This window comes from Sphingobium chungangianum (assembly GCF_977014255.1).
On sequence record NZ_CDRNIV010000006.1, the window covers coordinates 857,002 to 881,369 of the forward strand.

Annotated in this window: 28 protein-coding genes; 8 read left to right on the forward strand and 20 right to left on the reverse strand. The window is 50.1% G+C overall.

Annotated features, from left to right (window positions below):
* Position 1 precedes the first annotated feature (1 nt).
* The 16 genes from gpJ to ACWNC0_RS11315 form a co-directional block, all read right to left on the reverse strand.
* Positions 2-2,950, reverse strand: coding sequence for a TipJ family phage tail tip protein (gpJ, locus tag ACWNC0_RS11240; RefSeq protein WP_449471641.1), 2,949 nt, complete (start codon positions 2,948-2,950; stop codon positions 2-4).
* Entirely contained in the window at positions 2,944-3,765 is an 822-nt protein-coding gene (locus ACWNC0_RS11245; protein WP_449471643.1) for an NlpC/P60 family protein, read from the reverse strand. The genes gpJ and ACWNC0_RS11245 overlap by 7 nt, the downstream gene beginning before the upstream one ends.
* Positions 3,743-4,249 carry a hypothetical protein gene (locus ACWNC0_RS11250; protein ID WP_449471645.1) on the reverse strand — a complete coding sequence of 169 codons (507 nt, stop codon included), beginning with the start codon at positions 4,247-4,249 and terminating at the stop codon, positions 3,743-3,745. Before ACWNC0_RS11250 ends, ACWNC0_RS11245 begins: the two co-directional genes overlap by 23 nt.
* Positions 4,246-4,581, reverse strand: coding sequence for a hypothetical protein (locus ACWNC0_RS11255; RefSeq protein ID WP_449471646.1), 336 nt, complete (start codon positions 4,579-4,581; stop codon positions 4,246-4,248). The genes ACWNC0_RS11250 and ACWNC0_RS11255 overlap by 4 nt, the downstream gene beginning before the upstream one ends.
* The gene (locus ACWNC0_RS11260; RefSeq protein WP_449471647.1) at positions 4,578-7,604 is read right to left on the reverse strand and encodes a tape measure protein; all 3,027 of its coding nucleotides are present in this window, start codon (positions 7,602-7,604) and stop codon (positions 4,578-4,580) included. Before ACWNC0_RS11260 ends, ACWNC0_RS11255 begins: the two co-directional genes overlap by 4 nt.
* A gap of 272 nt (positions 7,605-7,876) precedes the next feature.
* The gene (locus ACWNC0_RS11265) at positions 7,877-8,296 is read right to left on the reverse strand and encodes a hypothetical protein (protein WP_449471648.1); all 420 of its coding nucleotides are present in this window, start codon (positions 8,294-8,296) and stop codon (positions 7,877-7,879) included.
* A gap of 75 nt (positions 8,297-8,371) precedes the next feature.
* Complete coding sequence (locus ACWNC0_RS11270) at positions 8,372-8,857, reverse strand: hypothetical protein (protein WP_449471650.1); 486 nt, start codon at positions 8,855-8,857, stop codon at positions 8,372-8,374.
* Positions 8,858-8,919: 62 nt separating this feature from the next.
* On the reverse strand, positions 8,920-9,282 hold the full coding sequence (locus ACWNC0_RS11275) for a hypothetical protein (RefSeq protein ID WP_449471652.1): 363 nt from the start codon (positions 9,280-9,282) through the stop codon (positions 8,920-8,922).
* Positions 9,279-9,620: an HK97-gp10 family putative phage morphogenesis protein gene (locus ACWNC0_RS11280; protein WP_449471654.1), complete on the reverse strand. Its 342-nt coding sequence runs from the start codon at positions 9,618-9,620 to the stop codon at positions 9,279-9,281. The genes ACWNC0_RS11275 and ACWNC0_RS11280 overlap by 4 nt, the downstream gene beginning before the upstream one ends.
* Positions 9,617-9,937 (reverse strand): hypothetical protein, encoded by a 321-nt coding sequence (locus ACWNC0_RS11285; protein WP_449471655.1) that lies wholly within the window; start codon positions 9,935-9,937, stop codon positions 9,617-9,619. Before ACWNC0_RS11285 ends, ACWNC0_RS11280 begins: the two co-directional genes overlap by 4 nt.
* A 2-nt stretch (positions 9,938-9,939) precedes the next feature.
* Positions 9,940-10,515 carry a DnaT-like ssDNA-binding protein gene (locus tag ACWNC0_RS11290; RefSeq protein WP_449471657.1) on the reverse strand — a complete coding sequence of 192 codons (576 nt, stop codon included), beginning with the start codon at positions 10,513-10,515 and terminating at the stop codon, positions 9,940-9,942.
* A gap of 94 nt (positions 10,516-10,609) precedes the next feature.
* The gene (locus ACWNC0_RS11295; protein ID WP_449471658.1) at positions 10,610-11,854 is read right to left on the reverse strand and encodes a phage major capsid protein; all 1,245 of its coding nucleotides are present in this window, start codon (positions 11,852-11,854) and stop codon (positions 10,610-10,612) included.
* Positions 11,855-11,994: 140 nt separating this feature from the next.
* Positions 11,995-12,717 (reverse strand): HK97 family phage prohead protease, encoded by a 723-nt coding sequence (locus ACWNC0_RS11300; protein ID WP_449471660.1) that lies wholly within the window; start codon positions 12,715-12,717, stop codon positions 11,995-11,997.
* Positions 12,710-14,065 carry a phage portal protein gene (locus ACWNC0_RS11305; protein WP_449471662.1) on the reverse strand — a complete coding sequence of 452 codons (1,356 nt, stop codon included), beginning with the start codon at positions 14,063-14,065 and terminating at the stop codon, positions 12,710-12,712. Before ACWNC0_RS11305 ends, ACWNC0_RS11300 begins: the two co-directional genes overlap by 8 nt.
* 55 nt (positions 14,066-14,120) lie before the next feature.
* Complete coding sequence (locus tag ACWNC0_RS11310; RefSeq protein WP_449471663.1) at positions 14,121-15,497, reverse strand: terminase large subunit domain-containing protein; 1,377 nt, start codon at positions 15,495-15,497, stop codon at positions 14,121-14,123.
* Positions 15,494-16,171: a hypothetical protein gene (locus ACWNC0_RS11315; RefSeq protein WP_449471665.1), complete on the reverse strand. Its 678-nt coding sequence runs from the start codon at positions 16,169-16,171 to the stop codon at positions 15,494-15,496. The genes ACWNC0_RS11310 and ACWNC0_RS11315 overlap by 4 nt, the downstream gene beginning before the upstream one ends.
* Positions 16,172-16,422: 251 nt before the next feature.
* On the opposite strand from ACWNC0_RS11315, the gene ACWNC0_RS11320 reads away from it, so the two are divergent.
* The gene (locus ACWNC0_RS11320) at positions 16,423-17,475 is read left to right on the forward strand and encodes a hypothetical protein (RefSeq protein WP_449471666.1); all 1,053 of its coding nucleotides are present in this window, start codon (positions 16,423-16,425) and stop codon (positions 17,473-17,475) included.
* A gap of 17 nt (positions 17,476-17,492) precedes the next feature.
* Here the strand turns inward: ACWNC0_RS11320 and ACWNC0_RS11325 are convergent, their stop codons facing one another.
* Positions 17,493-18,041: a hypothetical protein gene (locus ACWNC0_RS11325; protein WP_449471667.1), complete on the reverse strand. Its 549-nt coding sequence runs from the start codon at positions 18,039-18,041 to the stop codon at positions 17,493-17,495.
* Positions 18,042-18,655: 614 nt separating this feature from the next.
* Here ACWNC0_RS11325 and ACWNC0_RS11330 point away from each other — a divergent pair.
* The 3 genes from ACWNC0_RS11330 (at position 18,656) to ACWNC0_RS11340 (ending at position 20,762) form a co-directional block, all read left to right on the forward strand.
* Entirely contained in the window at positions 18,656-18,805 is a 150-nt protein-coding gene (locus tag ACWNC0_RS11330; RefSeq protein WP_449471668.1) for a ribosome modulation factor, read from the forward strand.
* A 193-nt stretch (positions 18,806-18,998) separates the two neighbouring features.
* The gene (locus ACWNC0_RS11335; protein WP_449471669.1) at positions 18,999-19,832 is read left to right on the forward strand and encodes a restriction endonuclease; all 834 of its coding nucleotides are present in this window, start codon (positions 18,999-19,001) and stop codon (positions 19,830-19,832) included.
* A gap of 48 nt (positions 19,833-19,880) precedes the next feature.
* On the forward strand, positions 19,881-20,762 hold the full coding sequence (locus ACWNC0_RS11340; protein ID WP_449471670.1) for an AbiTii domain-containing protein: 882 nt from the start codon (positions 19,881-19,883) through the stop codon (positions 20,760-20,762).
* A 162-nt stretch (positions 20,763-20,924) separates the two neighbouring features.
* Here the strand turns inward: ACWNC0_RS11340 and ACWNC0_RS11345 are convergent, their stop codons facing one another.
* Genes ACWNC0_RS11345 through ACWNC0_RS11355 form a run of 3 tightly spaced genes read right to left on the reverse strand, consistent with a single transcriptional unit; the run spans position 20,925 to position 21,992 of the window.
* The gene (locus ACWNC0_RS11345) at positions 20,925-21,344 is read right to left on the reverse strand and encodes a hypothetical protein (protein WP_449471671.1); all 420 of its coding nucleotides are present in this window, start codon (positions 21,342-21,344) and stop codon (positions 20,925-20,927) included.
* Positions 21,341-21,733, reverse strand: coding sequence for a hypothetical protein (locus tag ACWNC0_RS11350; RefSeq protein ID WP_449471672.1), 393 nt, complete (start codon positions 21,731-21,733; stop codon positions 21,341-21,343). Before ACWNC0_RS11350 ends, ACWNC0_RS11345 begins: the two co-directional genes overlap by 4 nt.
* A gap of 1 nt (position 21,734) precedes the next feature.
* Positions 21,735-21,992 carry a hypothetical protein gene (locus ACWNC0_RS11355; RefSeq protein ID WP_449471673.1) on the reverse strand — a complete coding sequence of 86 codons (258 nt, stop codon included), beginning with the start codon at positions 21,990-21,992 and terminating at the stop codon, positions 21,735-21,737.
* Between the two features lie 303 nt (positions 21,993-22,295).
* Between ACWNC0_RS11355 and ACWNC0_RS11360 the strand changes: the two genes are divergently transcribed.
* The 4 genes from ACWNC0_RS11360 (at position 22,296) to ACWNC0_RS11375 (ending at position 24,328) form a co-directional block, all read left to right on the forward strand.
* On the forward strand, positions 22,296-22,511 hold the full coding sequence (locus tag ACWNC0_RS11360; RefSeq protein WP_449471674.1) for a hypothetical protein: 216 nt from the start codon (positions 22,296-22,298) through the stop codon (positions 22,509-22,511).
* A 147-nt stretch (positions 22,512-22,658) separates the two neighbouring features.
* Positions 22,659-23,273, forward strand: a complete 615-nt coding sequence (locus ACWNC0_RS11365; protein ID WP_449471675.1) for an NUMOD3 domain-containing DNA-binding protein — start codon at positions 22,659-22,661, stop codon at positions 23,271-23,273.
* Positions 23,274-23,320: 47 nt separating this feature from the next.
* Positions 23,321-23,860, forward strand: coding sequence for a tyrosine-type recombinase/integrase (locus ACWNC0_RS11370; protein WP_449471676.1), 540 nt, complete (start codon positions 23,321-23,323; stop codon positions 23,858-23,860).
* 72 nt (positions 23,861-23,932) lie between these two features.
* On the forward strand, positions 23,933-24,328 hold the full coding sequence (locus ACWNC0_RS11375) for a hypothetical protein (protein WP_449471677.1): 396 nt from the start codon (positions 23,933-23,935) through the stop codon (positions 24,326-24,328).
* Positions 24,329-24,368: the final 40 nt, after the last annotated feature.

A 24,368-nucleotide genomic window follows, 5' to 3' on the forward strand; every position in this document is an offset into this window, starting at 1 on the left:
ATCAATCAAATCCTATGAATATAGGTGGCAACACCTCCAAGCCACTGCTTCCATATGAAAACTCATGCTTTAAGAGTGCTGCTTCACCTGACCTATTTAGGATATTTATTGCGCGGACGCTGAACGTGTGTGTTCCTTGCTCAGCATTGGTAAGCAGGCAGCTTGTGGCATTGCCGTTGTAGATGCGTTCCCAAACGCTGGTATATGGACGCAGAACTTCCACGACATAGCCATTAAAAGGTAGCTGCTGCCCAAGATTCTCGCCCACTGGAAGGATATTAACGGCATCCCAAGAGAGGCTGATTTCGTGGTGAGCGCCGGTGATTTCGTCCACATAGGAGTTGTTTTGAGCCTTCAATCCTGTTGGCTTTGGAATGAATGTTGGAATCTGCGACCAAGGAATATCTGGAACAGGGACGTTGTTATCCAGCCACGCATATTTGCCTTCGATGTGAAGCTGGGCCGTTACAGTGTAATTGGCTGGGCTGTTTTCCTTGATGTCGATTATGCGGAAAACGCGCGGCTTGATGGCCGTTGCGCCAACTTCCACGATGCTGATTGGGGTATCTGGTTCCAAATCGGTCGTATCGAAAGGAATGTCTGTGGTGAGGGTATCAACGCTCTGGACCACGACAGGGCGAACGGTCATGCCGTTGTCGCCTACATAAATGCGGGCCTGATAGCTGGTATTCGCCTTCAAAGTGATGGCGTTGTCCATGCGCGCAAAGGTAGGGGTGACGACTTCAACGCGGCCCGTTGGCGCTAAGCCTGACAGGTTCCAATCGTGAACCTCAATAAGCTGCCCTGGGATATATGCAGCAGCAGCCAATTGGGTATCAAACTCGATTGTCTCATGCTCTTTCTGACTGATAAATGTCAGTATGCGAGCATAGTCATATGCTTCCTGTTGGTTGTTGCATCCAACCTTATATACTCTACTGGAAACGATACCATTGTTAGATAGGTTTTGGGCACGATTGCGGGTTATAGACTCGTCATCACGATAAACGACAAGTCCTTTCCTGCCGTAGTCATCCATATTGTCATATTCAACGAACGTCTCATTGACTCGTTCTTGAACCTGAGTGCCTTTGTAGCGGAACAAACCGCCTTGAATGACGGCGTTGTTGACGAAATGATCCACGGCAGTCTGTGGACGGTCCTGCGCCAATATGATTTGCTGGCCAGCGAAATATGGGAAAGCGCGGAATGACTGTGCCAATTCTCTAAGCGCCTGCCATCCTTCCTGTTCGTCCACGAATTGCTTGTTGAGCGTGAAGCGAGGACGCCCATTGACGTTCTGGTCGCAGTATTGGGCGCATTGGTAGAGCGAGAAGGTGTTGAAGAAACTCTCAGGGACGCCGCAGGCAATGGCCGCGTTCGTAGCCAGCTCATACCAGTGCCAGACTGGATTGCTCGTCACGGCGTATTTGAAAGCGCCGTTCCATGTGCCTGCATATGTGCGGGTTACAGGGTCATAGTTGTCAGGGACGCGGACTTTCTGGCCAGCGACGATAAGGGCAATCTCAGGGCTGGAATTTGCATCAAACTGCGCGAGGTCGATCGCTGCGCCAAAGAGAGCCGTAGGGACTTCGCCACCACTGCCGTCATAAGCCAACTCGCGGTCTTGAACCTCAACCCAGCCACGGAAAGCAGTATCATTCTGTAGCTTGTCGTCTGTGCTGTCGTCCGTGATACGGAAGATGCGGAACATCCAAGGGGCTGCGTCGTCAGCAGCACCAACAGGAGCAATCACCTCATATTCGCGGTCAATAGGATCGCTGGTTTTCTCGTTGATGCTCCATGTGCCTGCTGGATGCCAAACGCTGTCATTAGCCAGTTTGGTTTCGGCACCAATGGCCACTGAGGTAGTGCTTTGGTTTCCCTTCTTGCTTGTTTTTACAAGAGCGTTGTATCTGACACGCATCTTAATGCGGTTCACTTTGTTATTAGTAACCGCATTAGTTATATAAACCTGACTGCCGCTTGTGTTCTGCTTCTTGAGTTCAACGGCGGAGTCAAAGACAGTGGTAATGCCTGGAGTGATAGGGGAGGCGGTTTGCCCTGGGATACCACGGCGCTCTGTCCAGCTAATGCCTCTGTAATTTCGCTGGCCTGATCCACGGTCGCGCAACGGCACTTCGTTGATGAGGATATTTTTCTCTTTTTCCTCCCAAGTGCTGCCAACGATGCCGCCTGTTTCGCCAGCGCCATAAGCTGCCAGTAAGCGCAATGTGGCATCTGAAAAGGTGGTGTTGGCTATGGTCTTGCCACCACCTTTTTCACCTTGGACAATCTCAGCGATGTAACCGCCTTCGCCTGGGTCATAGACGGCTGTTCCGCCAGCATCAGCTTTGCCCAGCGGGTCTAAAACCTGATTACCTGTCTTCTGCTCGATGATAGCGGCCCAACCGCTGCCAGTGGTGTTCGCGCCGCCTGAGTTGGTAATATCAACATTCGTCTCAATGACGTTGAAGCCGCAAAGCACATTGTCGCCAGCCACATATGGGAGAACAACGCCTTCCTCATTAGTGTTTAATCCGTTCTCATAGAGGGCGGATTTTCGCTTATCGTTCTTGGTCTGTGGCGGCGGAAACAAGATGGACATTAGCAAGCTGATGCCAATGCTGGCTGCCGTGGTGGCGATGGCCGTTAAGAGCATTGCACTGGTTATCTCGTGACCACTGACAAATGGTGCGATATGGATTGTCGCTCCATCAGGGACTTTCCATCCTGCTATCTGATGGCGGTCTAAGCTGACTGAGTTAGCCAGAGTTGGACCAACGCGCACCATTGCGGGCATCGTGTCCATGAACTGCTTGATTGGATAATACTGCTCAAGGAAATCAAATATGTCCTTGATGCGAGAAACATAGAATGTCTTTGGTCGCTTGTGCCCTTTAGGCATCTTATCCTTATATGCGCCGTGAAGATGAACAGTAATTAGCATTCAATAAGTTTCTCCTTGTGTCTGAAAAAGCTGACTGCCCATCGTTCCAGCAGTAATTCCTCATCCTTCATCACCCATTCTTCGCTCAGCTTCATATTTGGCTGGTGGAGATAGGTGCCTTGGCCAAGGTAGATCGCGCAGTGGTTCACGGTTGGGCTGCGCCAATTCATCAGCGCCAAATCGCCCCGTCTGCGTTGATGACGCTCGATGCGTTTGAACCCCAAGCGCGGCGGCCAGAATGAAAAAGGATCTAACCCACGCGCATGATGATGGTGTGCGCCTGGCTGTCTCACGCGGGGAATGGGATCTATCTTAATGCCGTGGGCAGCATACCAATCCGCGCAAAGCGTCCAGCAGTCACGAACGCCCCAAAGAAACGATCTGCCAAGCAATTCGCCCTGAGACGCATCTGGACCCCATATCTCTGGGTAAGCTGCGTCATAGACGCTGACAGGGCGCGTATCAGGGTTGCCGCTGACAGCGACGATCCCGCAATTCCACCCTGTAGCAATCTGCGTCTCTGTATCCCTGTCGCTTGGCTCAGGATTTCCGTTTGGATGGCTATGGAGGAACAGCCGCGGCTTGCGTGTTAGGAGCCTCGCTTCGTCCTTCTGCGACAGCTTGAACTCAAAGGCGGCGTCAACGCCTTGGGCGATGTTCTCAATCTCTTCCCATGAACGGTCATCCCAAATGGCAACGACCGCTTCACGCGGATAGGCTTTGAGGAAAACGGGCTTAATCTCTGCCCATTGTGTGTCCGTGATGAGGTGCTTCATCACATATTTAGCGGACTTAGCGTTGAAGCTGCGAGCCAAGTCCTGGGTAATGTTCTCTCGTCATTTTGAAGCTGGGTATCTTCGCCACTTGGAAATCTATGTGCGTGGCAAATTCCATATCAATCTGCCTCCCGTTGCCTGAGACAGAATTCAGCAGATAGCGTTCCTCGCTAAAAGCAGCATATGGATTGTTGGAAACAACGTCCGCATAAAGCGCCTGATAGCGGGTCACTGGCGCGCCAGAGGCTAACTCATATTGGCGCAGGGTCACATAGAGCAGGCCGTTTACGTCTGGTAAGCTGATGGACGGACGAACAAGGTTCTCGCCGCCTCGTTCCCAACCAGAGGTGACGAAGGGCAGGGGAGTCCATTGCTCGCCATCCCATGTGACATATCCCTCAGCAGGAGTAGGGCCATCAAATGTGCTGCTGTTGACGAAGCGATATGCTGTGTCGCCAAACGCAGTCAGGTCCAATTCCCAAAATTCTACAAGCTGGTTGAAGGTGGATTTATGGAAGTTCATACTACGTCGAACCCCATACTGAATGTCATCAAGTTCCTTCCATCTTCACGCTCTTGGAAGGCGAATGTGTCAGTTGGACGGAGTTTAATATCGCCTCTGAAATTACAAGTGTATTCGTAAACCTCGTTGAAGTATCCTGCTTTGAGTGTGTTCAATAAGGCTAAGGCATCTGCCTTTGGGAGAACCCAAACTAAGGTAGCTGTTTCAGTCCAAGGTCGTATTCCTACTGTCCCGCTCATTTTGAGCGATCCAGTTTCCATAGTGATCTTTTTAACTGAACCTTGCCAGTCAATAGGTGTTATCAAATATCCTTGTTGTGGTAGTGCTGTCATCCAATACGCTTGCTCCTATCTAATTCCCTTCTAATCTCCGAACGCAAATCACGCTTGTAAGCATCCAACTGGCTTTTCATTTGCTGGGCTGTGTTGTCGTTTGCTGAGCCGTAGATATTTATGGACGTGCCACCCACGCTAACGCCGCCGCCGCCCATGCCGCCAAGATCGCGGTTATTGATGATCCTGCCTGCGCTGTTTGGGACGAATAACTCACGCCCGCGTTCACCCACCATGTAGGCTGTGCCTCTGTTCACTGAACCACCGCCAGCACGGCCACTAATTCCACCGCCAAGGCCAAGGGCACCAGTGAAGGCATTTGTGAGGATGTCACCAATTCCGCCACCGCCCATGCCCTTCATCTTGTCGCCCAATATGATCGACTGGATGATTGCCTTGGCTATGTTCTGTAGGAAGTTGCTGAAAAACGACTTCATAGCCGCTTCTGGATCATTCCAGACGTCAGTTAGGATGCTCTGTAGCTGATCCGCTTGGTCAAGTTGGGCTGTGATGCTAACATTATCAAGCTGGGCTTGCTCAAGCGCATTGATACGCTCTATGCGCTTTTGGATTTCCTCATTAGAGGCACCAGATGCTTTCGCTTCGTCACGCAATGCCTGAGCGCGTTGTTGAACTTGAGCAACGTCGCGTTGCTGCTGTGCCTGATTAGGATTTACCTTTTCAAGAAGCTGGAGCTTGGTATCTTGTTCCTCTTGGCCAATGTTCTTGTCTAACTGCTTGAGTTTATCAACGGACTTTAGGGCTTCAATCTGACGGTAAATGGCGCGGGTCTTGTCATCAAACGCCTTAATCTCAGCAGTGTTTGCATCCTGCCCGTCTTTGATACCAGCACGGCGGCGAGCCTCAACGACAAACAGGTCTTCCTCTGTGAGCCGCATATCGCTGTATTTTTGTTCAAGCGCGGTAAGCTCGTCGCGCATTCCCTTGGCCTGCTGACCAGCTTGGAGCGCCTTCACCAGCTTGACGATCGCTGCCGCCTTCTGGTCGTGGAGGTCTATATCGCGGGGCAAGCCAGCACGGACTAATGCGTCCCTAATGGCTTTCTCTTCCTCAGCTTCGCCTAGTTGGAGGATGCTGTCATTGAGGGCGCGGATCGTATCATCATATTTCTTGGCTGCATCTGCTGCCTCTTTTTTGGCCTTTTTCGCAGCGTCGTCTGCTGCCTTCTGTTTCTTGGAAGCCGCATCACTTGCGCCTGAACCGCTATTGCCAGTTGGCTTAACAGCGCCACCAGCCACTGAATCTAGGCTGGCTCCTTTGCCCTTATTGCGTCCTGTCATACGGTCCATTGCCGCCTGATTGGCCCGTGCATCTTTGTAGATTTTAGCTGCTTCCGTCGCAGTCTCTTTGATTGCGTTGCTGGCAATGTTCATCTGTGCCTGGAGGGCAGCACCAACGCCGTCAAAGGCACTGAAATTGCCGCTCAGGAATGATGCAATGCGCGAGCCAATCTCGCGGAAGATGCCTGAGACAGAGGCAAATGCGGCTTTGAACAACTTGGGAATGTCCAGTGCGACAGATTTAACGGCACGAAGGACGCCAAAGAACGACTGTTGCATTGTCTGGGTGGATTGTTTGCTGGAAACGCCTAGCCAATCGAACAGGTCGCCAAACAGCCCCCTTACGAAATCCACCACGCTCTTGATGACGCCGTTTATGGCAGAGAATGCAGAACCAATCAGGGAAGCGACGACTGATGCAGTTTCGCCAAGGAGGTTCCATTGGATCGCTAAGGCATCAAGGATCGACAGGGATTCTTCACCACCTGAGAACGCCTGAAACATGCTCACGATGCCTGATCCAAGTTCCACTGCAATATCAATCAAACCGCCAAAGATAGCGCCAATGCCCTGTAGGAGAGGCGTTGCAGCAGCTAGGCCGCTGGTCATCCCATCAATGATAGTGGTGATGCTATCTGCAAAGCTGCCTTCGCCAATGGCAGCGAACGCGAGGAATATCTGATCTTTTAGCCCAGCGAATGCACCTGCAATCGTGTCTGTCTGGCGAGCCATAGCGCCCGCGAATTGGTTGTTACCAATGTCCTGTAGGTATTTTTCAATCTCAGCAGAGTTTTTGCCAACAGTGGTAGTGACACCTTGGAAAGTGAATTTTACCTTGTCACCTTCCTGTTTGGATTTGATACCAAACTCCTTGAGACGTTCAAACTCGCCTGTTGAAGCATCGGCTACAGCTTCGATCATCTGGCTAAGGTCTTTGCCCATAGCAGCAGCGGTATTGCCGTAGCTGGTAAGAGCAGCCTCAGATGGAGTTAGGCCAAGTGCTTTCAGCTTAACGAAGCCGTCTACTGCTTGGTCCAATGAGAAAGGGGTTTCTTGTGCAAATCTAGCAAGTGCCTGAAACGCAACTCCAGCCCTGTCAGCATCGCCAACGATAGTGGTCAAAGACGCTTTGTATGTTTGAACCTGTGCAGCGGCACCAATCGCAGCAGCGCCCACGCCCACGATAGCTGCGCCAACGCCCAATATCGCAGCAGGAGCAAGGCCAGCGCCTAACGCTGATACCTGCCCGCTAAACGGGATCATGCTGGCTGATGTAGATGCAATGTTGCCGCGTAGCTGGGCAAGCGCACCACTAGCGCCGTTCAATGGGGCTGGATTTACGCCTCCAAACAGGTTGCCAATGCGCGAGGATTGAAGCTGCTGCATTTCCCGACGCAAGCGGGCAACTTCCGTCTGTGCCTGACGTGCATCTTCTGGAAGGGAGCCTAATGGATCGCCACTAACCCTAGTGCCAGCAACGCCCTGCAACGCCTGACGAGTGCCTTGTAATGCAGTGGTGGCAGTGCGTGATTCCGTGGGCAGATCGCCAAGGAATTTGTTACGCAGGGATACGCTGTTGATGGAATTGAGCGCATTCCTGATCGTGCTGGTTGCGCCGCTGGTAGTGGTGTTCGCTCGTTCAAGAGCGGAAATGTATTGGGTAATTTGTTGGATGGCACCTGACGCATTGCCATCCATCTCGAATTCTAATTTATCAGCCACCTATAAGCCACGCTCCTGTGTTTATTGTATTTATGGAACGGCTTAGGAGGTTCGCCCTTTCGCTAAATCGTCATCGTATCTGCTAAGGGCTGCGTCTAATTCATCGAGGCTGTCATATTCGACAATTCCACTTTGCTCTTTCTCAGCAGCGTCCATTATCTCGATCTTTGAAAGCACGATTAGGAGATATTCAGGCAACGTCATTTGCCATATTTCGCTTGGCTGGATACCCCACTCAATGAGGTGGGTATAAGCAGCGTCAATTGGTGAAGTTATGCTGCTTTTGTTGATCCCTTTTTTTTAGCTTGCTTCTCTTTTTCGGCTAACAGCTTCTCATAATCCATGCCTGAGATTGTGTAGACGGCCTTTTGAAGTGCATCCATGTCGTCCTTGTTATCTGCACAGCTAGACATCCATCCAATGATATTGTCTCTGTCCATCTGCTCAACGAGTGACACGTTTGGCTTTTCAGTTTCGTAGAAATCCACCATAAAATTATATAGAATCTCAACAGGAGCGGTTGCGCTGTTCATATTGAGAGCAAGGTACGTGACGGGATTGTCCACGCCAGTAATGGATTCAAATTTCTTCAAGTTCATGAAATTGGCCTGTAGCTTCATCGTGTAGCTAGTGCCTGAGTGTTTGTCTGTTAGGGAAAAAATGCCAGTCCCTATTCTGTCTTTGAAATTCATAAGTGAGCGTTCCTTTGTTGATAATGAGGGCGGCTAGGAGGAAACCAGTGCCGCCCTCATGCTCACTTATTTAGCTTATGTTGCTGGAACGAACGCTCTAGCTGGGCGATTGCGTTGGATAATGCCTGAGCTTTCAAGGGTGAATGTGTATTCAACCAAGCCAGTTGCAGATGCCTTTTCCTCAGTTTCTGAAACAAGGAATTCGCTATCAATGTAGATTTTGTCCAATGGATCGCTTGCAGCGGTGATGTTTGCTTCTAAGCGTCCGCTCACGTCACGCACTTGGAAACGGACAGTTTTGCCGTCTGCTTTAACAAGGGCTTCATGGCCTGCGTCGTTCTCAACGACAGTTTCAGCTGTGCCTTTGATCGTCATTTGACGTGGGCCAGCATCAACGATGTTGCCATAGGTTTTTGTGTTATAAGTCTCATTGTCTGATTTCAATGAGATAGTAATTTCATTTTCTGTGCCGACCATGATGTAATCTTCATCTGAATATGGTGCTACTGCGGCGTCAGTTAAAATGAATAACTTTAGGTATTTACCTTTGAATAAGGCCATTTCTGGAATCCTCCATTATACTTGTTTAGGGTATTTATGGAGGTTTCTGATTGGCTCTTATATTACCCTTTGACGTAGAACCTTACTGGATAGAGTGAGCGATTGATGGCATTCTCTGGCTCTGGCCTGTTGAGAAAACCACTGGTTTGAACCACGCCAGTTGCATCAAGCACTGATAGGAAGTGCTGACTGAGCATGATGAAGGACAATGTGAGGTCGTCCGCCCACAGATTAATGTTGGCGGTCCATGTGCCAATCTTGTCATCGACGCACACAAGGCCGTCCAACGTGACGCATGGGACAAGCGCATTGCCAGCCTGATCCGCAGGCGGGATACCCAAATGAATGGGCATATCCAGCGATCTAAGCAGCGTGTCGCCGCCAATCGCGTCAGTGATAGTGTCGATTAATTCCTCTAGCGTCATAGCATCTCCCTCAATTTGGCGCGGACACGAGCAAGCAGCTTGGGGCGCATCTTCTGGATTGTTGGCCGCAAAGTGGGACGGGCAGGCATCTTGCTAGTGCCGTCCTCAACAAAGCTGGAATGTGGTGCACTGGCATAGATGCGAATTTGATTTGGGTTAACTTCGCCGCCGATGCCGTCGCGAAACTCGCCACTATCTACAGGGGCAATCGCTTTGGCTGCTGGCACAACGTCATTGTCCACCCAATCCTGAGCAGCACCCATGAAGGCGTCTTGCTCCATAGCCGCCTTTATGTCCCTCGCTTTACGAAGGATAACGTCGATCCCTTTCAAGCTCATACGACAGTCGCCCGCTGCATGAGCTGGCCCCGCTTGCCTGCAACATATTCCTGAGTGGCAGTTACGGTCAGTTTGCGCCCGTTTATGGTGATGATTGCGCCCACGATTGAGCGTTCCAACATGGGCAAATAGGCATATTGCTGGGAAGTGCGTTCGCCTGCTGCTGTCACGCTGTCTTTGGTAGCGATATAGGCAACGGTGCTGACCGTATGCGGCTTAGGCGCTTTGAGGGATAAATCAGTGCTGGCTTGCCATGTCACGGTGGCTGGTTGGCCTTGGCGCTTGATGGTTTTGTAGATCGTCGTTTGAAGGGACATGATTAAGCCCCCACGATTGACTGTCCAACGAACACGCCAAACTGCGCCGTGCGCTTGTGAATGTCTGCGCTTTCGCGGACTGCGTTGACATATGCGACCTTCAAACCGCCTGGCAGATTCAGCCCTTGGCTATCGCCCTGCGTGTCTGTGATGAGGTCCAAGCCCTGTTTACGGAGGACAGCGATAAGAGCCTGCGCCTCCCTAATTTCCAGTGGGACGATATTCTCATCCAACAATGGAACGGACGAGCTGCCGCTGAGCCAGTTCACCTTATAGGCGAGGAAATCTAAGTCTGTTCCTGGGACGCTCCATTGCGGTTCGCCCTGGGTAACATATCCTGGCTTTGGAACGCCTCTGCGCGGCCATGCCAAGTTCTGCTCTGTGCTGGTAGGCTGGCCTACCCAAGCGAAAAGCTGGGCCAGATCGCGGCAAGCCTCAATCAAATATGCCTCGTCCTTCAACGGATCAAGCTGGGTGCCCACCTCCATAAAGCTGGCGTGGACCGTGAGCAGAATGGCGTTTGCTTCCGCGATGGTGATGTATGAATTCTGATTTGGACCGCTGGTTTCGACGCTCATTCACTCTGGTTCCCCTTGTTTTCTGGTATTTATGAGGAAACAGAAAAGGGCCGCTGGTTAGTCCAACGGCCCCATATCTGGATGCTACCTGAGATTAGGAGGCTGCTTTGACGTAAAGGCCACGCAATGCACCGAAATCAACCACTGAGGATGATGTTCTGCGACGTGCGAGATACTTCACATATACCTTGTTGGTGAGGTTATCGACGGTCCAACGGATTGGGCTTGCGTCTGCGATAACGAAACCACGGCTAAAGTCGCCATATACTGCAACTGGAACGTCGCCAGCAGTAGCGAAAGCTGGGAAGAAATCTGAGATGACATAGCTGTCACCAAAGATGGAACCGCGTTGGCCTTGGGTAACGTCACCCATTGACCAGATATAACGGCCTTCCAAGTCCTTGACGGTCATGAGAGCCAATTCAGTGTCCTTACCGAACATCCAACGTGCGTTGGTGTAACGGCCTGAAAGCAATGAACGGACCTTTGCAAAGTCGTCAAATCCAAAAGTGCCAGTGGTTGAGTCTGCTTCCAATGCAGTTTCAGCGCCTGCCAATGATGCGAGAACGGAAGTGCGTTCGTTAACATCAGCAACCAATTTGGTCTGTGAGAGCAAGCCGTTCTTAACGGTGCTTACGCTGCCAACAGCAGTTGCAAGTGGGTTTTGGATAGTGCCGTGAAGGAACTGCTCCGATTCCTCTTCTGCAAGAGAGTCGATAATGTCAGCAGTAACAACGTCAACCAAGTTGATGATTGCATCGCCTTCATGTGCCCAGTGGGTAACTTGTTCTTCTGCGTTGATTTCAAAGTTAGTGAAGGTGATAGTGTTGAACTGTGGTGCTGGTGAACTGTGGATTGCGCCCATTTCAGTTCTAACAGCGGCAGTGCCCTTGGCGGTCTTCAATGGCTGAGTGTAGTTCAAGCCTGAGTTGATGACGCGAGCCAATTGACGCAATGGGCTGACTTGACGGAGTTGGGTATCAATCAATCCACCAAAGATCTTTGGAAGGACGTTGCCGCCTTCAACAGCAGTGGTAAGTGAGATTTGGTCGCCAGTTGCTTTGATAAGCATATCGCGGCCTTCGCCACGTTCCAAAGCTGCATCGCCATGCTTGAACCAAATGCCGATTGCTTCTTTTGCTGCTTCTGCTGTTTCTTCAATAGCAGCGACATTTGGGGCATTTTTAGCCGCAAGCAATTCTGAAACTGTGGTTTCGATCTTGGTGATCTTGTCCTGAGTTACGGCATCTTTCTGATTAATGTTGTTCTCTGTCTCTGTGCGTAATGCCTCTACGCTGTCAGTGAGAGATTTGATTTGTTCTGGTGTTAAATCGCTCATGTTTTTCCTGAGTCCTTTTATTATTATTGTTTTTATTGACTCAGGGAATGCGCTTAGCTGTTCACATAGGAGTCCTACGCCCTGCTCATCTTTGATGAGTGGGCTATAGGATTATTTAGTTCTGTTGTTTGGAAGGGCTGTTATTTGCCCAAGACAGCGAAGAGGCGGTTCAATTCGCTCTGGATCGCCTCAGCAGCAGCCTTGGCAGCTTCCTCGTCCTCAACGCTGTCAGCGGGCGTCACCGCTGCTTCTACGGCTGGTTCGTCCAGCACTTCGCCCAGATCGTCGTCATTCGCGGCATCGTCAGCCTGCTTGGCGACAAGAAAGTCCATGAAGTCTGAGACGGATTTCTGCTGGTCTAAGGTGAGGTCAGCAAAGCGGCCCTCAAGGCTGCTCTTGATGCCCGTTAGGCGGGCTTCCACATTGCAGGGGAACGTGACAACGCTCACCTCAAACAGGTGGATTTCCTTCAATCGCTGGATTTGACCGTCCTTGGTCTGCTCAACGATGATCTTATCCTTGGGGACGCGATACCCAATGGAGAAGGAGTCTAACGCGCCCATCTTCATAAGTTCGCGCGTCTCTTGGGCGCGCTGGGTATTGGCAAACTGAGCCTTTATAAACAGGCCGTGGTCATCCTCGCGTATCTCTTGGATGATACCAATTGGCTCCTGCTTATTGTGCTGCCAAAGGAAGCGAACGCGCTGTGCGCCGTGCTGGATGCTCTTTGTGAAAGCGCCTTTTTCAACAACATCGCCAACTTGATCTACGTTGCCAAAGCGGCTGGCGTAACCTTCTACCGTCCCCTTCTCAGCGTCATAGGCGCTGATTTTGAACTCCTTGAAATTAAGTCCGTTAGTCATTCGTATTTGCGTCTCCTCTGTCTCCTGCATCCGCGTTGAAAGCTGTTTCGCCTCTTGGCTTCTCTTCTGGTTGGCCGTTTTGAACAGCAGCAGGCTTCATAAGCTCATCGCCACCTTCAACGGGCTTCTTGCCAAGGACTTCTCTAACTTCATTAGCTGTGAAGCATCCTGTGGAAGCCATATCTTTTGCCATCTGCAACTGATCGTCTTGAATGTGATCTATCTGCGTTTCATCAACGGCCAATGTAGCAGTTTCATCTATGTATTTACGGATTCCCCATTCAACCTGACCAATTAGCCATTTGGCTTCTGGACCAATGAACGTCCTGTAAAATATCTTGTCGCCTGAACGCATGTTTGCGTAGGTGGTCTGTGTGGTGCTGTTCAAAAGCACGCCTGGAACCTTGAAAGCATCCTGAACGCTGGCAGCTTGGACAGCGCGCATGTTGATGAGGTCCATTTCAGCGAATGTAAGCTGGGTGGCGTTGAACTTCATGCCGTTGACCAAGACATTGATACCGTTCTGCTGGTTCAAATTCTCAAGGGCCGCTTTGGCATCTGCGAGGTCTTTTGCGGACCTGATGGCGGGGGCTTCAATCATGCCGCTTTTCGCGCCGCCGCTGCCGAATTTGTTATGAGCCAACTCGTCAATGGCGAGCAAAATATCCACGGCACGAAGCGCGCTATCGCCCGCTCCTGCGCCTTCTGAGGCTGTCAGCGGATTGTGATAGGCTATGCGCTGTAGGTAGCCATTAATGACCTTGTAGTTTTTGCCATCGCGCTCAAGGCATCGTGTGGTGTTGCCAAGCTTATCATACTCGAAAATATACTGTGGCGGCTCGTTCTTGCTGCTTAGGCGAGTTGGAATATACTCAAACTGGCGTTTCTGAGTGTTATTCTTGATTAAGTCCTGTCTGAGCGTCCATATGTATGGTTCAATCGCATTTCGCAGGTCATAAAAGAGATATAAGTCGCCGCCCAATGTAAGGCTGGTTTCCCACACACGAAGCGAGTTTGAGAGTGTTTTATCAGTTGGATTTGGTGACTGAAGCAGCTTTTTCGTTGAGGCTTTGCCCGTTACAATAACTTCAACGTCGCTAATGCCCTGAGCGCGCTTTTCAATGCAGGCGCGGCTAACGGAACATTGGAAATACAGCTTGTTGACGCGCTGTGTGAAGTTTGATGCGTCTGTCCACTTCTTTGGCGATAGTGGCGACATGAAGAGGGGAGTTATATCGTAGGAAAATTCGTTCTGCTGCTCATATTGAGAGTAATCAAGGCTCTTTACCTCTTCAATCTGGTTGTCGTGCAAGCCGCCTTTCTTTATTTTTTGAATGAAACCCATCATTTAGCCCTGGAATGTAATTTCCAGTATTTAGCTAAGTGACGGGTTTATGCGCTCATTAGAAGCGGAGTGTGTAGCTTGGCATTGTGAAGCCAACTCCAAAATAGGCTCTTGGCTTGGCTATCTCACGCAATCCAGTGGCGAGGGCGTCAACACGGTCAGGAGACGCATTGCGGTCGTCCAGCACATCATAGAAATCCACCATCTGCTGCATAAGCTGCGGGAAGCGCGTAAAATGCTGGACGCGGCCTTGCTCATACAATGCCTGTGCCTGCTCTGCGCGATCCTTCTTACCAGCCTTTGCCGTCTGCTGGATGCCTTCAACCCACATGGCGGGTTCGCCTTCCATCAGATATTCGTCAATGCCCTGATTGGCGTTCGTTTCTACAAGAACGCGGTCGCCTGGCTGGCAGTAGGTGCGCCAAGCATCAATGACGACATCGCGCCATATGGAGGCTTTGCCTTTACAGGTAAGGTCCGCCAATACCCATATGTCATTGCCCTTGATGCCAAGCAGGATAATGCCGTTTTCGTCTCGTCCACCGCCTGACGGGTCGATGGTAATCATGCGCTCGTCCATTGTCGCAGCAAAGGCGCGCAACGATACCTGTGGTTCGCGGGTAACAGCCTCAATCTGCTCCTTGGTCCATAGGTAGTCATCAGCGCCAATCCATTCGCCGTCAGCTTCTTCCTGATATTTCTTGGCTGATAAGTTGGCCTGCTGACCACGGAAGAAGGTAGCTGGAAGGTTCTTGTTCTCGTTGCTGCTGCCAGTGGTGACGATGGTATCTGGCAGGGTTTCCACCTTGGCCAACCACTGAGCGGAACGGAGCGGGGTAGAAGTGAGGATGATGCGTGGCTTGCTGCCCTCACGAACACAGTTCTGAATGTTCTCCCAACTGACCTGACCCTTTGGCCATTTGATAAGCTCGTCCGCATATGCCCAAGGCACAGACAGACCACGAATGTCCTCTGGATTGTCACCCGTTCTGACAACGGCTGTGGACCCGTTAGGCCATTGGACTTCCAGCTTGCGCTCACTGTAAACTGGCTGGAAATCAGGGGGAGCAAGGGCTTTCAGCCCTGATGGGCCGTTGAATATGGTGGCGTAAAAGTCCTTGTGTGTAGCAGCGACGATTAAGCCCTGCTGGCCTGGGAAATGGTAGCGGGCTAACTGGTTGATGCCCGCAGATGCCGCATGGTTCTTGCCAAAGCCGCGTCCAGTGCGGAGGAACCATATATACCAGTCACCGTCTGGCATTTCCTGCTTTGGTCGCAGGGTAAAGGCTGGGTCTTCCAACTCATATAAGACTGATTGGTGTAATTCAGGGGATAGGCGATAAGCTGTTTCTAATATCTGCTGGCCGTTATATCCTTGACGGATATGTGCCTTGATCCACTTTTTAACTCGTTTTCGTTGTTCTAATTCTCTCACTCAATAGGATTCTCCTTGTCATATTCCGCTATCTGAGCGTCAATAACAGTGAGTGCCTTAGTAAGTGTCTTGGACCTTGCTATCTCCATTTTCTCAAGATGCTGAATGCGTTTTTCCTCAGCCTCATACTTCTTCAAGATGGCTTCCTGCACCTTGATCGCATTGGCTGCTTTGTCCTTGGATTTCATATCCCCATAGAGCAGTTCCATGAGGGCAATGTCTAAAGCAGAATCAACATGCTTTTCTGCGAAGTCCTCTTTTGAGAGGCCCGTGACCAAAGCTGCTTTGATCTTCTTGCGGACTGAGACGACAATATCCTCAGCCTCATTCTTCCATGCGGCTGGCGTATGGACGCGCACATGCGGAACCGCCGGCGCAATGGGGTCGTCAATGATAGCCCTGATAAGCTCTTTCCCGCTTTCCTCGTCCTCTATGTAGGTATGGAGAGGATCGCGCTCGTAGGGCGCGGCAAACGGGGATTTGGGGCTATTGCGGGCAGCACGGCGCTCAACGGCGCGGGGATCGTCTTTGTCTGTCATCCCGTATTTAGCGGGATGAGTCATCGAGACTGGAAAATTCAACTCATATGGGTGATTGAGAAGCAAATCATATCGGAGAAGCAACGAGATGCCGCTTGGCCTACATCCAAAATTGCGTGAGATATTGGTCGCCAAGTTGACAGAAACCCTGCCTCTACTTGGCACCACCCACAGCTTTGCGCTTTCTGCTACAGCGCGAGCAATGTTGGCGCCATTGGATGCGGCTCTGCCAGACCACGGCGAAATTCATGACAAGCTGACAAAATGGATTTCAGAACTCTCCGCTAACCGATTTTGTGATTGGTTCGATCAACGCTGATTTGATGAGTTATGCGTATTCGACCGAGGGCCAGGTTCCGCTAACCGCGCTTGATGGTTGGAGTGACGTGACAGCCAGGGCCGCGCAGCTGATTGATGAGTTCGAAACCCTCCCTCGCGCTTATATTATCACCACTCCTGCGCCAGATGGCATGGTCACATACCTTGAGAAAAATGATGGTCAGTTCAGATTGTCAAATCGGGTGAGGATCGCTCTTGCTGATGAAGAATTCATCAAACAACATCCTGTGACCACAGGTGATGATGAAAGGGATAAGAGCATATGGAATAGTGGCGGCCTCATGTCGTTGCTTGGAACAAATGGTCCGAATTACGAATGGAAGGGCGCTTATCTCCAGTTGATTGTTGAGGGGTATGTCGGTCGCTTTGTCGAGACAAATACCGAACATGAGTTGGTTGGAGACTTTAAGGCTATTTGGGGTGCCATGTTGGCACTTAATATCGCTAAAAGACATCGCACCTGGAGCGCCTATCCCACAAAGCGGAAACTTATTGTCCACGAAGGCGGGACAAAACTAATTCAGCGGATAGAACTGGATACACCGACAAGTCAGCTTGTAGATGACATACGTTTCGATGATTGGCTTCCTGCCGATGACCTCATCACGATCAAGATGCAGGTGTATCTTAGGTTTCTTAAATCATTGGACTTCTTGTTTGGCCCATCGAATGAGTCTGGCCGCTTGAAGCTCGCCTGTCGTTGGCTGTTTGATTCCTATGCAACGGATAATGAATTGCTTGCTTACGTCCAAGCAATGGTATGCTTGGAAATTATATTGGGAGACGCATCGCTAATTGGTGAGATTGGTTTGGGTGAGTTGCTCAGGAACCGATGTGCCTATCTGATCGGGCATACATCTGAGCAACGGTCAGAGATATTGCGAGATTTCAAAGAGATATATGATATAAGAAGCCACATTGTTCACAGGGGGAAGAGCAGAATGACAGCCCGTGAACGGGGCTTATATGGCACTCTGTTGTGGTATTGTCAGAGGTGCATTCACGAGGAAATAGAATTGCTCAAAAAGAGCAAAGAAGCAGAACTGGAAGCTCAGCGCCCGACTGATGCAGTCGTGACCGCGTTGTTGCAAGGTGGATAGAATGGAGGGGATTAGCCTTACGGGACTAAAAGGCTGACCCCTTCGGCATTCAAGTAATCCATGCGGACATACCCCAACTTGTCTGGTTTCGCTCCATCAATGACGAACGATAGCTCAGTCCAGCGCCCAGGCGGCAGATCGCCTTCTAACTTGATATATTTTTCCCCAAGTGGCGGCTCAATTACTTCACCTTTCTCATTGACGGCACCCCATTTGGTAAAGATGCCAATGTCGGTCAGTGTGGCATTGAGTGGATTGCCTAATTTGATCCTTACCCTTGACCCCGCTCCCTCAGCCTTCACGGACATAAGCCGCACTGTGACCTTCCCATAGGCCGTATCAATCACTGAAAAGCCACTATCACCGACCATCAACGTAGAGTTAGACGGAGGTTGCTTATTTTTTTCATGTTCGAGTTGGGCGACGCGACGTTCCAATGAGCCTACGTCACTCTCGATCCTGTTCACTTTGAGAAACTGATCCAGATCGCTGCCACTTTTCGCCTGATTGCACGCCGACAGCCCGCAGAGCGCAACAATGATGCTGGTGCCAAATCTCACGCGCATAGTTCCCCCTATGAATTAAATCGACATTCCACAGCGTTGAGGAGCAATCAAGCCCAAACGACATAACCGCGGCGTGTGTCAGGCAGGTAGTGCCTTGGCGTTCAGCTACTGGACGAACCTATGTCTTTGCCATTCAACGGCAAATGAATGTCAACCAGAACCAGACAAAGCCTGACTTTACCATAGCAATCAGGCTTATCATTCATCCATCATCATGAACCATACAGCCATAATAAAGAAGTCAATACCATATATTTTAGACATATGGCTCGACTTTGACACTGATGGATATAGGTAGAAGATATGGAGGTCTGCCATTGAGCGATTAAGCCGATGGTGGATGGGGCCAAGCCTCTGAATCATGTCAATCAAACAATCAGACAAAATAAAAATATATTCTTCTGATTTTGGTCGATTAGACAGACTGATAGTTTATCAGGAGATATGGAGGTCTGACCATATTGATCTGCTCAATATTGGAATGATCCAGATATAATGAACCTAACATATGGTCTGTTAGAGTCGATACTAAATCAGACATGATGGTTGAATTAATTGTCTTATTTGACTATATCGAATGATAGCATTGACATTTGATTGGTTGAGATAGTTCTATGGTGAATTCCAAAGCATGGCTTGAAGGTAAGCGGGCTGGTTCTGAGGGTATTCCAGAATCAAAGAATCCATACCGTGGTGGCCAAGATATGCAGTCATGGTTTGATGGCTGGAAAGCTGGTCGAAATGACCTTCAAAAAAGTGGCTGAAAGGTGCCTTTTTTGGTTGACAGGGTGGTCAGAAAAAAGGCCCAGATTCAGACCAGTCTATCGGTTGGCCTACACCTTCATGCCCCAGCATATCCGTATTGTGATGGTTCGCCTGTCTAAGTGGTAGCATGATTTAGTTGGTTACAACCTGCTATCCATCAGTTTGCCAATCGCTAAGATTCAGGCGTTAGAGTTGGGGCGCACCAAGGGGGATTTCGACCAAATTATGCGTAGCACATATGCCAAGGCACCCATAGTGGCGGTTCCGCAGCATCTGACTGCGCCATTGCCTCAGCAGTTTGGATTGCCTGCCGAGTTTGACGGCACAGACTACATGGAGGCATCAAATAAGAGGAAAGGGCAGAGGAGGCAGGCTGCTATAGTCATCGCCTATATTCTCTGTTTTTCCATTATTCTGTATGGATTGTATCGCCTTATGGGTGATGACGATCCTGATAGATTTTTTAGAAATCCCTGGATTTATATCATTCCAGCGTTTTGGGCGGCACCATTCGCATTGGTGTTTCGCGACTGGATGGATGAGAATGCTCAGCGATTTCTTCGCAGCCGCATGGATCCGTCTGTGAGGTCATATTTGGATGCTGTCGTGGCCCACGATGCTGCCTTGAGGAATTGGAAAGATCGTCAAACAGAGGCTGGACAGACTTATTGGCGGGAAAAACGTGGGGTTTCTTTTGAGAGTGCTATGAGGGATTTCCTCGTTCGTCGCGGTTGTTCTGTTGATACAACAAAGGGAAGCGGTGATGGGGGCATTGACCTCATTGTCAGGCTTGGAGGGACAACCCACTGGTGCCAGTGTAAAGGCCACGCTTCCCCCGTTGGGGTCGCTGTTGTACGTGAGATTGCAGGGGTCTGTAGTCGTGGTGGTGGATCGCCCGTGGTCATCGCCGTCAATGGCTACACCAGCGCCGCCGTGGAGACGGCTAATCAGCTTGGCGTTCTACTGATCGATACGCCTCACCTTATCCGCCTCGCCAAGCAGGATCGCATATCGCAATGGCATTGATTGCCGCCGCGTTCATCCCCATTTTGGGAGGCTTAGTTAGGGGGTGATATGGCTGGGTTAGTTGAGGAAATTCAGGCTCAGGCGCTCGATCCTGCCGTCAAGGTTAGTGACCTCCTAAGAAAAGTGAAGGTAGCGGCCGTTAAGCTGAAACTGGATGATGCCGTGGATTGGGTGGACAAAGAGCTAGGCGGCTACATGGACGTAGATATTACTGATCTACCGCCATATCGCCGTGGGCATGGCACACTGATACAGCAAACTCCTTTTTCACGGCGAGCGATGCATGGCGATACCAAGATGGTTGGCGCTCTCTCTCAGGTCTTTCTCAAAGAACCTATTTCCAGCTTAGAGAATCTCGCTGCGTCTGATGGCACAAAATGCAGCATTGGTTTGGAAGCTGATCTGGAACATTCCATCAAGAAAAGTATGGGCATTGATAACTGCTCTTTTAATATAGACTTTGGGAAAAATCTCGTTGTTTCTGCAGTTGCGGTTGTTAGAGATTTGGTTCTTGAGTGGTCCTTAAATCTGGAAAGACAGGGTATCTTGGGAGAAGGGATTACATTCTCAGTGGAAGAAAAGCAGAAAGCTGCTCAGGTCGCTCAGTCGATCACGATAAATGGCAACGTGGGTAGTCTCCATAACGGGGACGTGACAGGTCATCAGAACCGCACAGTCGTTGGTAGCACGGACAATTCCGTCAATTCCTTGGAAATCAACGATACCTTCGACCAGCTTATTCAGGCGGTTGATAGCAGCATTGGCAACGAGAACGACCGTGAGGCTATTCTTGATCTCGTAAGGGCGATGCAAGCCGCTCAGGGGACACCAGACTATAAGCCGCTGTTCCAGCGTTGGGTGGGCTATGTGGCTGAGTATGCCACCATCTTAGGGCCGTTTGTGCCTGCATTGAGTAGCATGGCTGGATAATCGGCTAAAGCAGGAGAAGCGCAGCCGTGAGGTCGCTTTCAGCATCGAAATAGAAAGTGATCCCAAATCCTGCCGTTGGGATGACAGTGGCGCAGATGCCGTGGTATCTTAGCTGCTCATAAAATTCGATATGATCGCGGCCATCATACTCCAGCTTCCATATCATTTTCCCTTCCCCCAAATGCCGTGGCGTAGCTGCTGCTGCTTTTCCTTCTCAGCGATCAGCCCTGTGATACGCTTTTGAATGTTCTTGAGAACGTCACGTGTCTTTGCCACGCCGTTGATGGCCATTGAGACGCGGCCCATTACCAGTTTCAGATATTGGGTCTGGCGCTCGATGGCGCGGGTGTTGCGCTCTATCTTCTCAGCTAAGTTCGCTACGGATCGTTCGTGGCTGTCTATGGCGCGGCGATGTTCGATCCAGAGGCGTTGTTTGCTCTCACGGACGACGCGGCCAATGTAGGTTGTGGAGAAGCCCACTTGCTCCACGATCTGCTTGAGGGTCATGCCTTGGGCGGCCAATTCCTCAATGCGGGCTTTCTCTTCTGCTGTTGCCTTACGGCCAGTGGGGAGGGCGCTCATTTCGCTTTGCCTCCCTTGAAGAACGATGAGGGAACCTGAATTGGGGAGCCTTGGTTGAGTGCTGATCGTGCCAAGGCGGCCATCTTCGCGTTGAGGGAATTGGTCGCGTTCGCCCTAGCTGTGGCTTCTATGGCAAGCTCACGGCCAACCTCACCAATATAATAATGGCTTTTTGTGGCGAAGCTGTATCCTGCACCGTCAAGATGGGCTTCTAAGATGCCGTCAACGTCCCAGCCATCAAGGTCTGTGTCGATGAGAAGGTCCACGTCATCGCCTAATGTTCCGCAGCTAAGTAGGTCCAATTTGGCGTCTTTGAGGCTGGCGGTTGTTCGCAATATCTGTGTGATTTCCTGCTTATGCTCCTTGGGGATCGTGATGAGGTAGGCCATCTTATTCGGCCTCCTCAATTAGATCTACATAAAGGATGGTGCGAGCCTGGAACATATCAACGCGGGTAGGGAAGCGTATGCTTATCTTCCAATCCGTAATATATGCAGTTGAACTATCTAATGAAGTGAGGACAACTCCATTCCAGTCGCACGATGTTCCTAATCTGTCGTTTATTGAATTGATAACATCTTTAATGAGGTCATCCATATTTTGCCCATAAAATGATGATGGGCCTTTTATATCAATATAATAATCCATCTTATTCAGCCCCCTTGGTGTTGAGGTCAGGGCCGTTCCAATTACCTTTCGCCTGCTGCTGAGCGCGAAGTTCTACGACCGCTGAGGCTAACGAATCTACTCTGTTTTCCAGCATTGCAATTGAATGCTGTAGATGATTGATGGCTGTGTCTAATTTGTTGGGTTCCATGTTGTAATCCCCATGTGTATTGTTTCATGGGTATTTATTAATTCGTGCTAGAAAATATGTTTTAAGCATAAGAAATGGATCGCATTCATTCTTCGTCTGTGTAGGTAATTGAAGCCAACAGAAGGGGATTTGAAATGGCAAATATGCAATACTGCCGCTGGGAAAATACAAGCAAGGATATGCAAGATTGTGTCAACGCTATGGAGGATGATGTTGAGGTATTTGACGACCTCAACCGATATGAGCGGGAAGGAATGATAGATTGCCTCCGTAACGCATATCTCATGCTGGAAGGAGCAACGCCTGAATTGCTACACAAAGCTGGAGTAGATTTGTCCAATTTGGCTTAATCAAAGAGGGAAGCGGTCTTTAATAGGCCGCTTTCTTTCTGACTGGTATGTCTGCTTATTCCGTCATGTAGCGGGATAAATATCCATGAAAATACCCCTCGCAGCGCGTCAACGCTCAGGGGTTCTAACATGGAGTATCATATCAGCATGAGTATTTATCAGCCTTATTTCTATATCATTGGATGGAGCCAGCTTGATCGCTGGTATGTAGGGCGACGAACCGCAAAGAAGTGTCATCCATCAGATTTAATGGTGACGTATTTCACTTCATCTAAAAACTATGTTCATCCATTCATAGAGCAGCACGGCTTGCCTGATGTAGTTTGGACGTTCCCATGTAAGACCGCCAAGGAAGCCCAAGCTAACGAAATCCGCATAATGAGGGAGTTTCACAACTTCCTGCCTGATCCTCGCTGGCTCAACAGAGCAATAGGTGGTCTTATTATATTTGATGATGAAGCGCGGAAGAGGATCAGCAAAGCCCACAAGGGCAAGATTGTCAGCCAATCCACCCGCGCGAAAATTAGTGCTGCTAACAAAGGCCATTCCGCCTGGAACAAGGGCATAAAAATGTCTCCTGAAACATGCGCCGCAATGAGCCAAGGGCAAAAAGGCAAAAAGATGTCGCCCAAGTCTGCTGAGACGAAGGCTAAAATATCAGCATCTAACAAAGGAAAGAAGAAGCCAATGTCTGATGAACACAGACAGAAAATTAGTGCTGCTATAAAGGCTCATAGAAAAGCCATGAAGGTATCGACATAAGGATAATTCGATAGCAGGACGTTGATATAGCTAATGGAGTTTATATCATGAAAGCCGTCATCCATTCCGATACTGAACGGGCACATATCCTTGAGAATGTCCGTGGGCATAATCCAGAGAAAGCTAAGGCGCTCCTACAGTTATCTTGGGGCACTGGCTTGCGTTGTGCGGAATTGGCTGGGCTTGAGATTAGGGACGTTATCTACTCAGATAATCCCAAACTCATTGTGAGGGCTGATACTTCAAAGACCAGTGAGGCGCGGGAAATTCCTCTCACTCAAGCAGCTTTAGAGGCTGTTAGGATTTTGGCTGATAATCGCTGCTCAGGCTTCCTCATATTGGGAAGGCAGGACAAGCCATATTCTGCCCATAGCTTGAGCGAGCGTTTTAAGAAGCTCTATGGCAGCGTTGGGATTAAGGGCAGCACATATAGCGGGCGTCGTGGGCTTGCTACGCGCTTAGTGGATCAAGGCGCTCCGTTGCCTGTTGTCCAGCGCATATTGGGACATAAGAACCTTACTTCAACGATGCATTATATTGGCGTAACGGATAGCATGGTATCCAAGTGGATGGCTGTTGCAGCATAAAAATAGGTTGACCGCTTTAATCTCCTGTATATCGGATTGATACCAAGAACGTAGCACTGAAAGGAAAGTTAGATGGCAATTAATTGGAAAGCCGCTCTCAAGCCCGTCTCGCAGAGCAAGGAATTCAAGCCTGCTGCTGTTGGCAAAATGTCCGCAAGCGCCCGCGCTGCTGCAAGCATGGATAAGGCTCTCGCAGCGTTCAAGGGCGGCAACGCTGACATTAAGCGCCCCACCATCGTCAAGAAGGGCGATGAGGTGAAGTTCAGCGTTCGCTATGCCAACACGGCCCTCAAGCTGGACGGCAAGGAAAGCGAATTCGTCGTTCCTGCTGATAAGTTCGAGGAAATCTACGCCGCGATCAAGGGCGCTGTCCTGGCTGGTGAATTTGATAGCCAGCTTGCCCCGCTGGAAGCCAACAGCAAGGCGCGTGGCCAGAAGATGGCTGCTGCGAAGAAAGCTGCCAAGTAAGCCCAGCTTACCCCAAACGCTAAAAAGCCCCGTTGGAGTT

Bases quoted from the DNA above. Each gene is read 5' to 3' on its own strand.
- gpJ (WP_449471641.1), bottom strand. From the start codon at position 2,950: ATGCTAATTACTGTTCATCTTCACGGCGCATATAAGGATAAGATGCCT.
- ACWNC0_RS11250 (WP_449471645.1), bottom strand. From the start codon at position 4,249: ATGAACTTCCATAAATCCACCTTCAACCAGCTTGTAGAATTTTGGGAA.
- ACWNC0_RS11255 (WP_449471646.1), bottom strand. From the start codon at position 4,581: ATGACAGCACTACCACAACAAGGATATTTGATAACACCTATTGACTGG.
- ACWNC0_RS11265 (WP_449471648.1), bottom strand. From the start codon at position 8,296: ATGAATTTCAAAGACAGAATAGGGACTGGCATTTTTTCCCTAACAGAC.
- ACWNC0_RS11270 (WP_449471650.1), bottom strand. From the start codon at position 8,857: ATGGCCTTATTCAAAGGTAAATACCTAAAGTTATTCATTTTAACTGAC.
- ACWNC0_RS11275 (WP_449471652.1), bottom strand. From the start codon at position 9,282: ATGACGCTAGAGGAATTAATCGACACTATCACTGACGCGATTGGCGGC.
- ACWNC0_RS11280 (WP_449471654.1), bottom strand. From the start codon at position 9,620: ATGAGCTTGAAAGGGATCGACGTTATCCTTCGTAAAGCGAGGGACATA.
- ACWNC0_RS11285 (WP_449471655.1), bottom strand. From the start codon at position 9,937: ATGTCCCTTCAAACGACGATCTACAAAACCATCAAGCGCCAAGGCCAA.
- ACWNC0_RS11290 (WP_449471657.1), bottom strand. From the start codon at position 10,515: ATGAGCGTCGAAACCAGCGGTCCAAATCAGAATTCATACATCACCATC.
- ACWNC0_RS11295 (WP_449471658.1), bottom strand. From the start codon at position 11,854: ATGAGCGATTTAACACCAGAACAAATCAAATCTCTCACTGACAGCGTA.
- ACWNC0_RS11300 (WP_449471660.1), bottom strand. From the start codon at position 12,717: ATGACTAACGGACTTAATTTCAAGGAGTTCAAAATCAGCGCCTATGAC.
- ACWNC0_RS11305 (WP_449471662.1), bottom strand. From the start codon at position 14,065: ATGATGGGTTTCATTCAAAAAATAAAGAAAGGCGGCTTGCACGACAAC.
- ACWNC0_RS11325 (WP_449471667.1), bottom strand. From the start codon at position 18,041: ATGCGCGTGAGATTTGGCACCAGCATCATTGTTGCGCTCTGCGGGCTG.
- ACWNC0_RS11330 (WP_449471668.1), top strand. From the start codon at position 18,656: ATGGTGAATTCCAAAGCATGGCTTGAAGGTAAGCGGGCTGGTTCTGAG.
- ACWNC0_RS11340 (WP_449471670.1), top strand. From the start codon at position 19,881: ATGGCTGGGTTAGTTGAGGAAATTCAGGCTCAGGCGCTCGATCCTGCC.
- ACWNC0_RS11345 (WP_449471671.1), bottom strand. From the start codon at position 21,344: ATGAGCGCCCTCCCCACTGGCCGTAAGGCAACAGCAGAAGAGAAAGCC.
- ACWNC0_RS11350 (WP_449471672.1), bottom strand. From the start codon at position 21,733: ATGGCCTACCTCATCACGATCCCCAAGGAGCATAAGCAGGAAATCACA.
- ACWNC0_RS11355 (WP_449471673.1), bottom strand. From the start codon at position 21,992: ATGGATTATTATATTGATATAAAAGGCCCATCATCATTTTATGGGCAA.
- ACWNC0_RS11360 (WP_449471674.1), top strand. From the start codon at position 22,296: ATGGCAAATATGCAATACTGCCGCTGGGAAAATACAAGCAAGGATATG.
- ACWNC0_RS11365 (WP_449471675.1), top strand. From the start codon at position 22,659: ATGAGTATTTATCAGCCTTATTTCTATATCATTGGATGGAGCCAGCTT.
- ACWNC0_RS11370 (WP_449471676.1), top strand. From the start codon at position 23,321: ATGAAAGCCGTCATCCATTCCGATACTGAACGGGCACATATCCTTGAG.
- ACWNC0_RS11375 (WP_449471677.1), top strand. From the start codon at position 23,933: ATGGCAATTAATTGGAAAGCCGCTCTCAAGCCCGTCTCGCAGAGCAAG.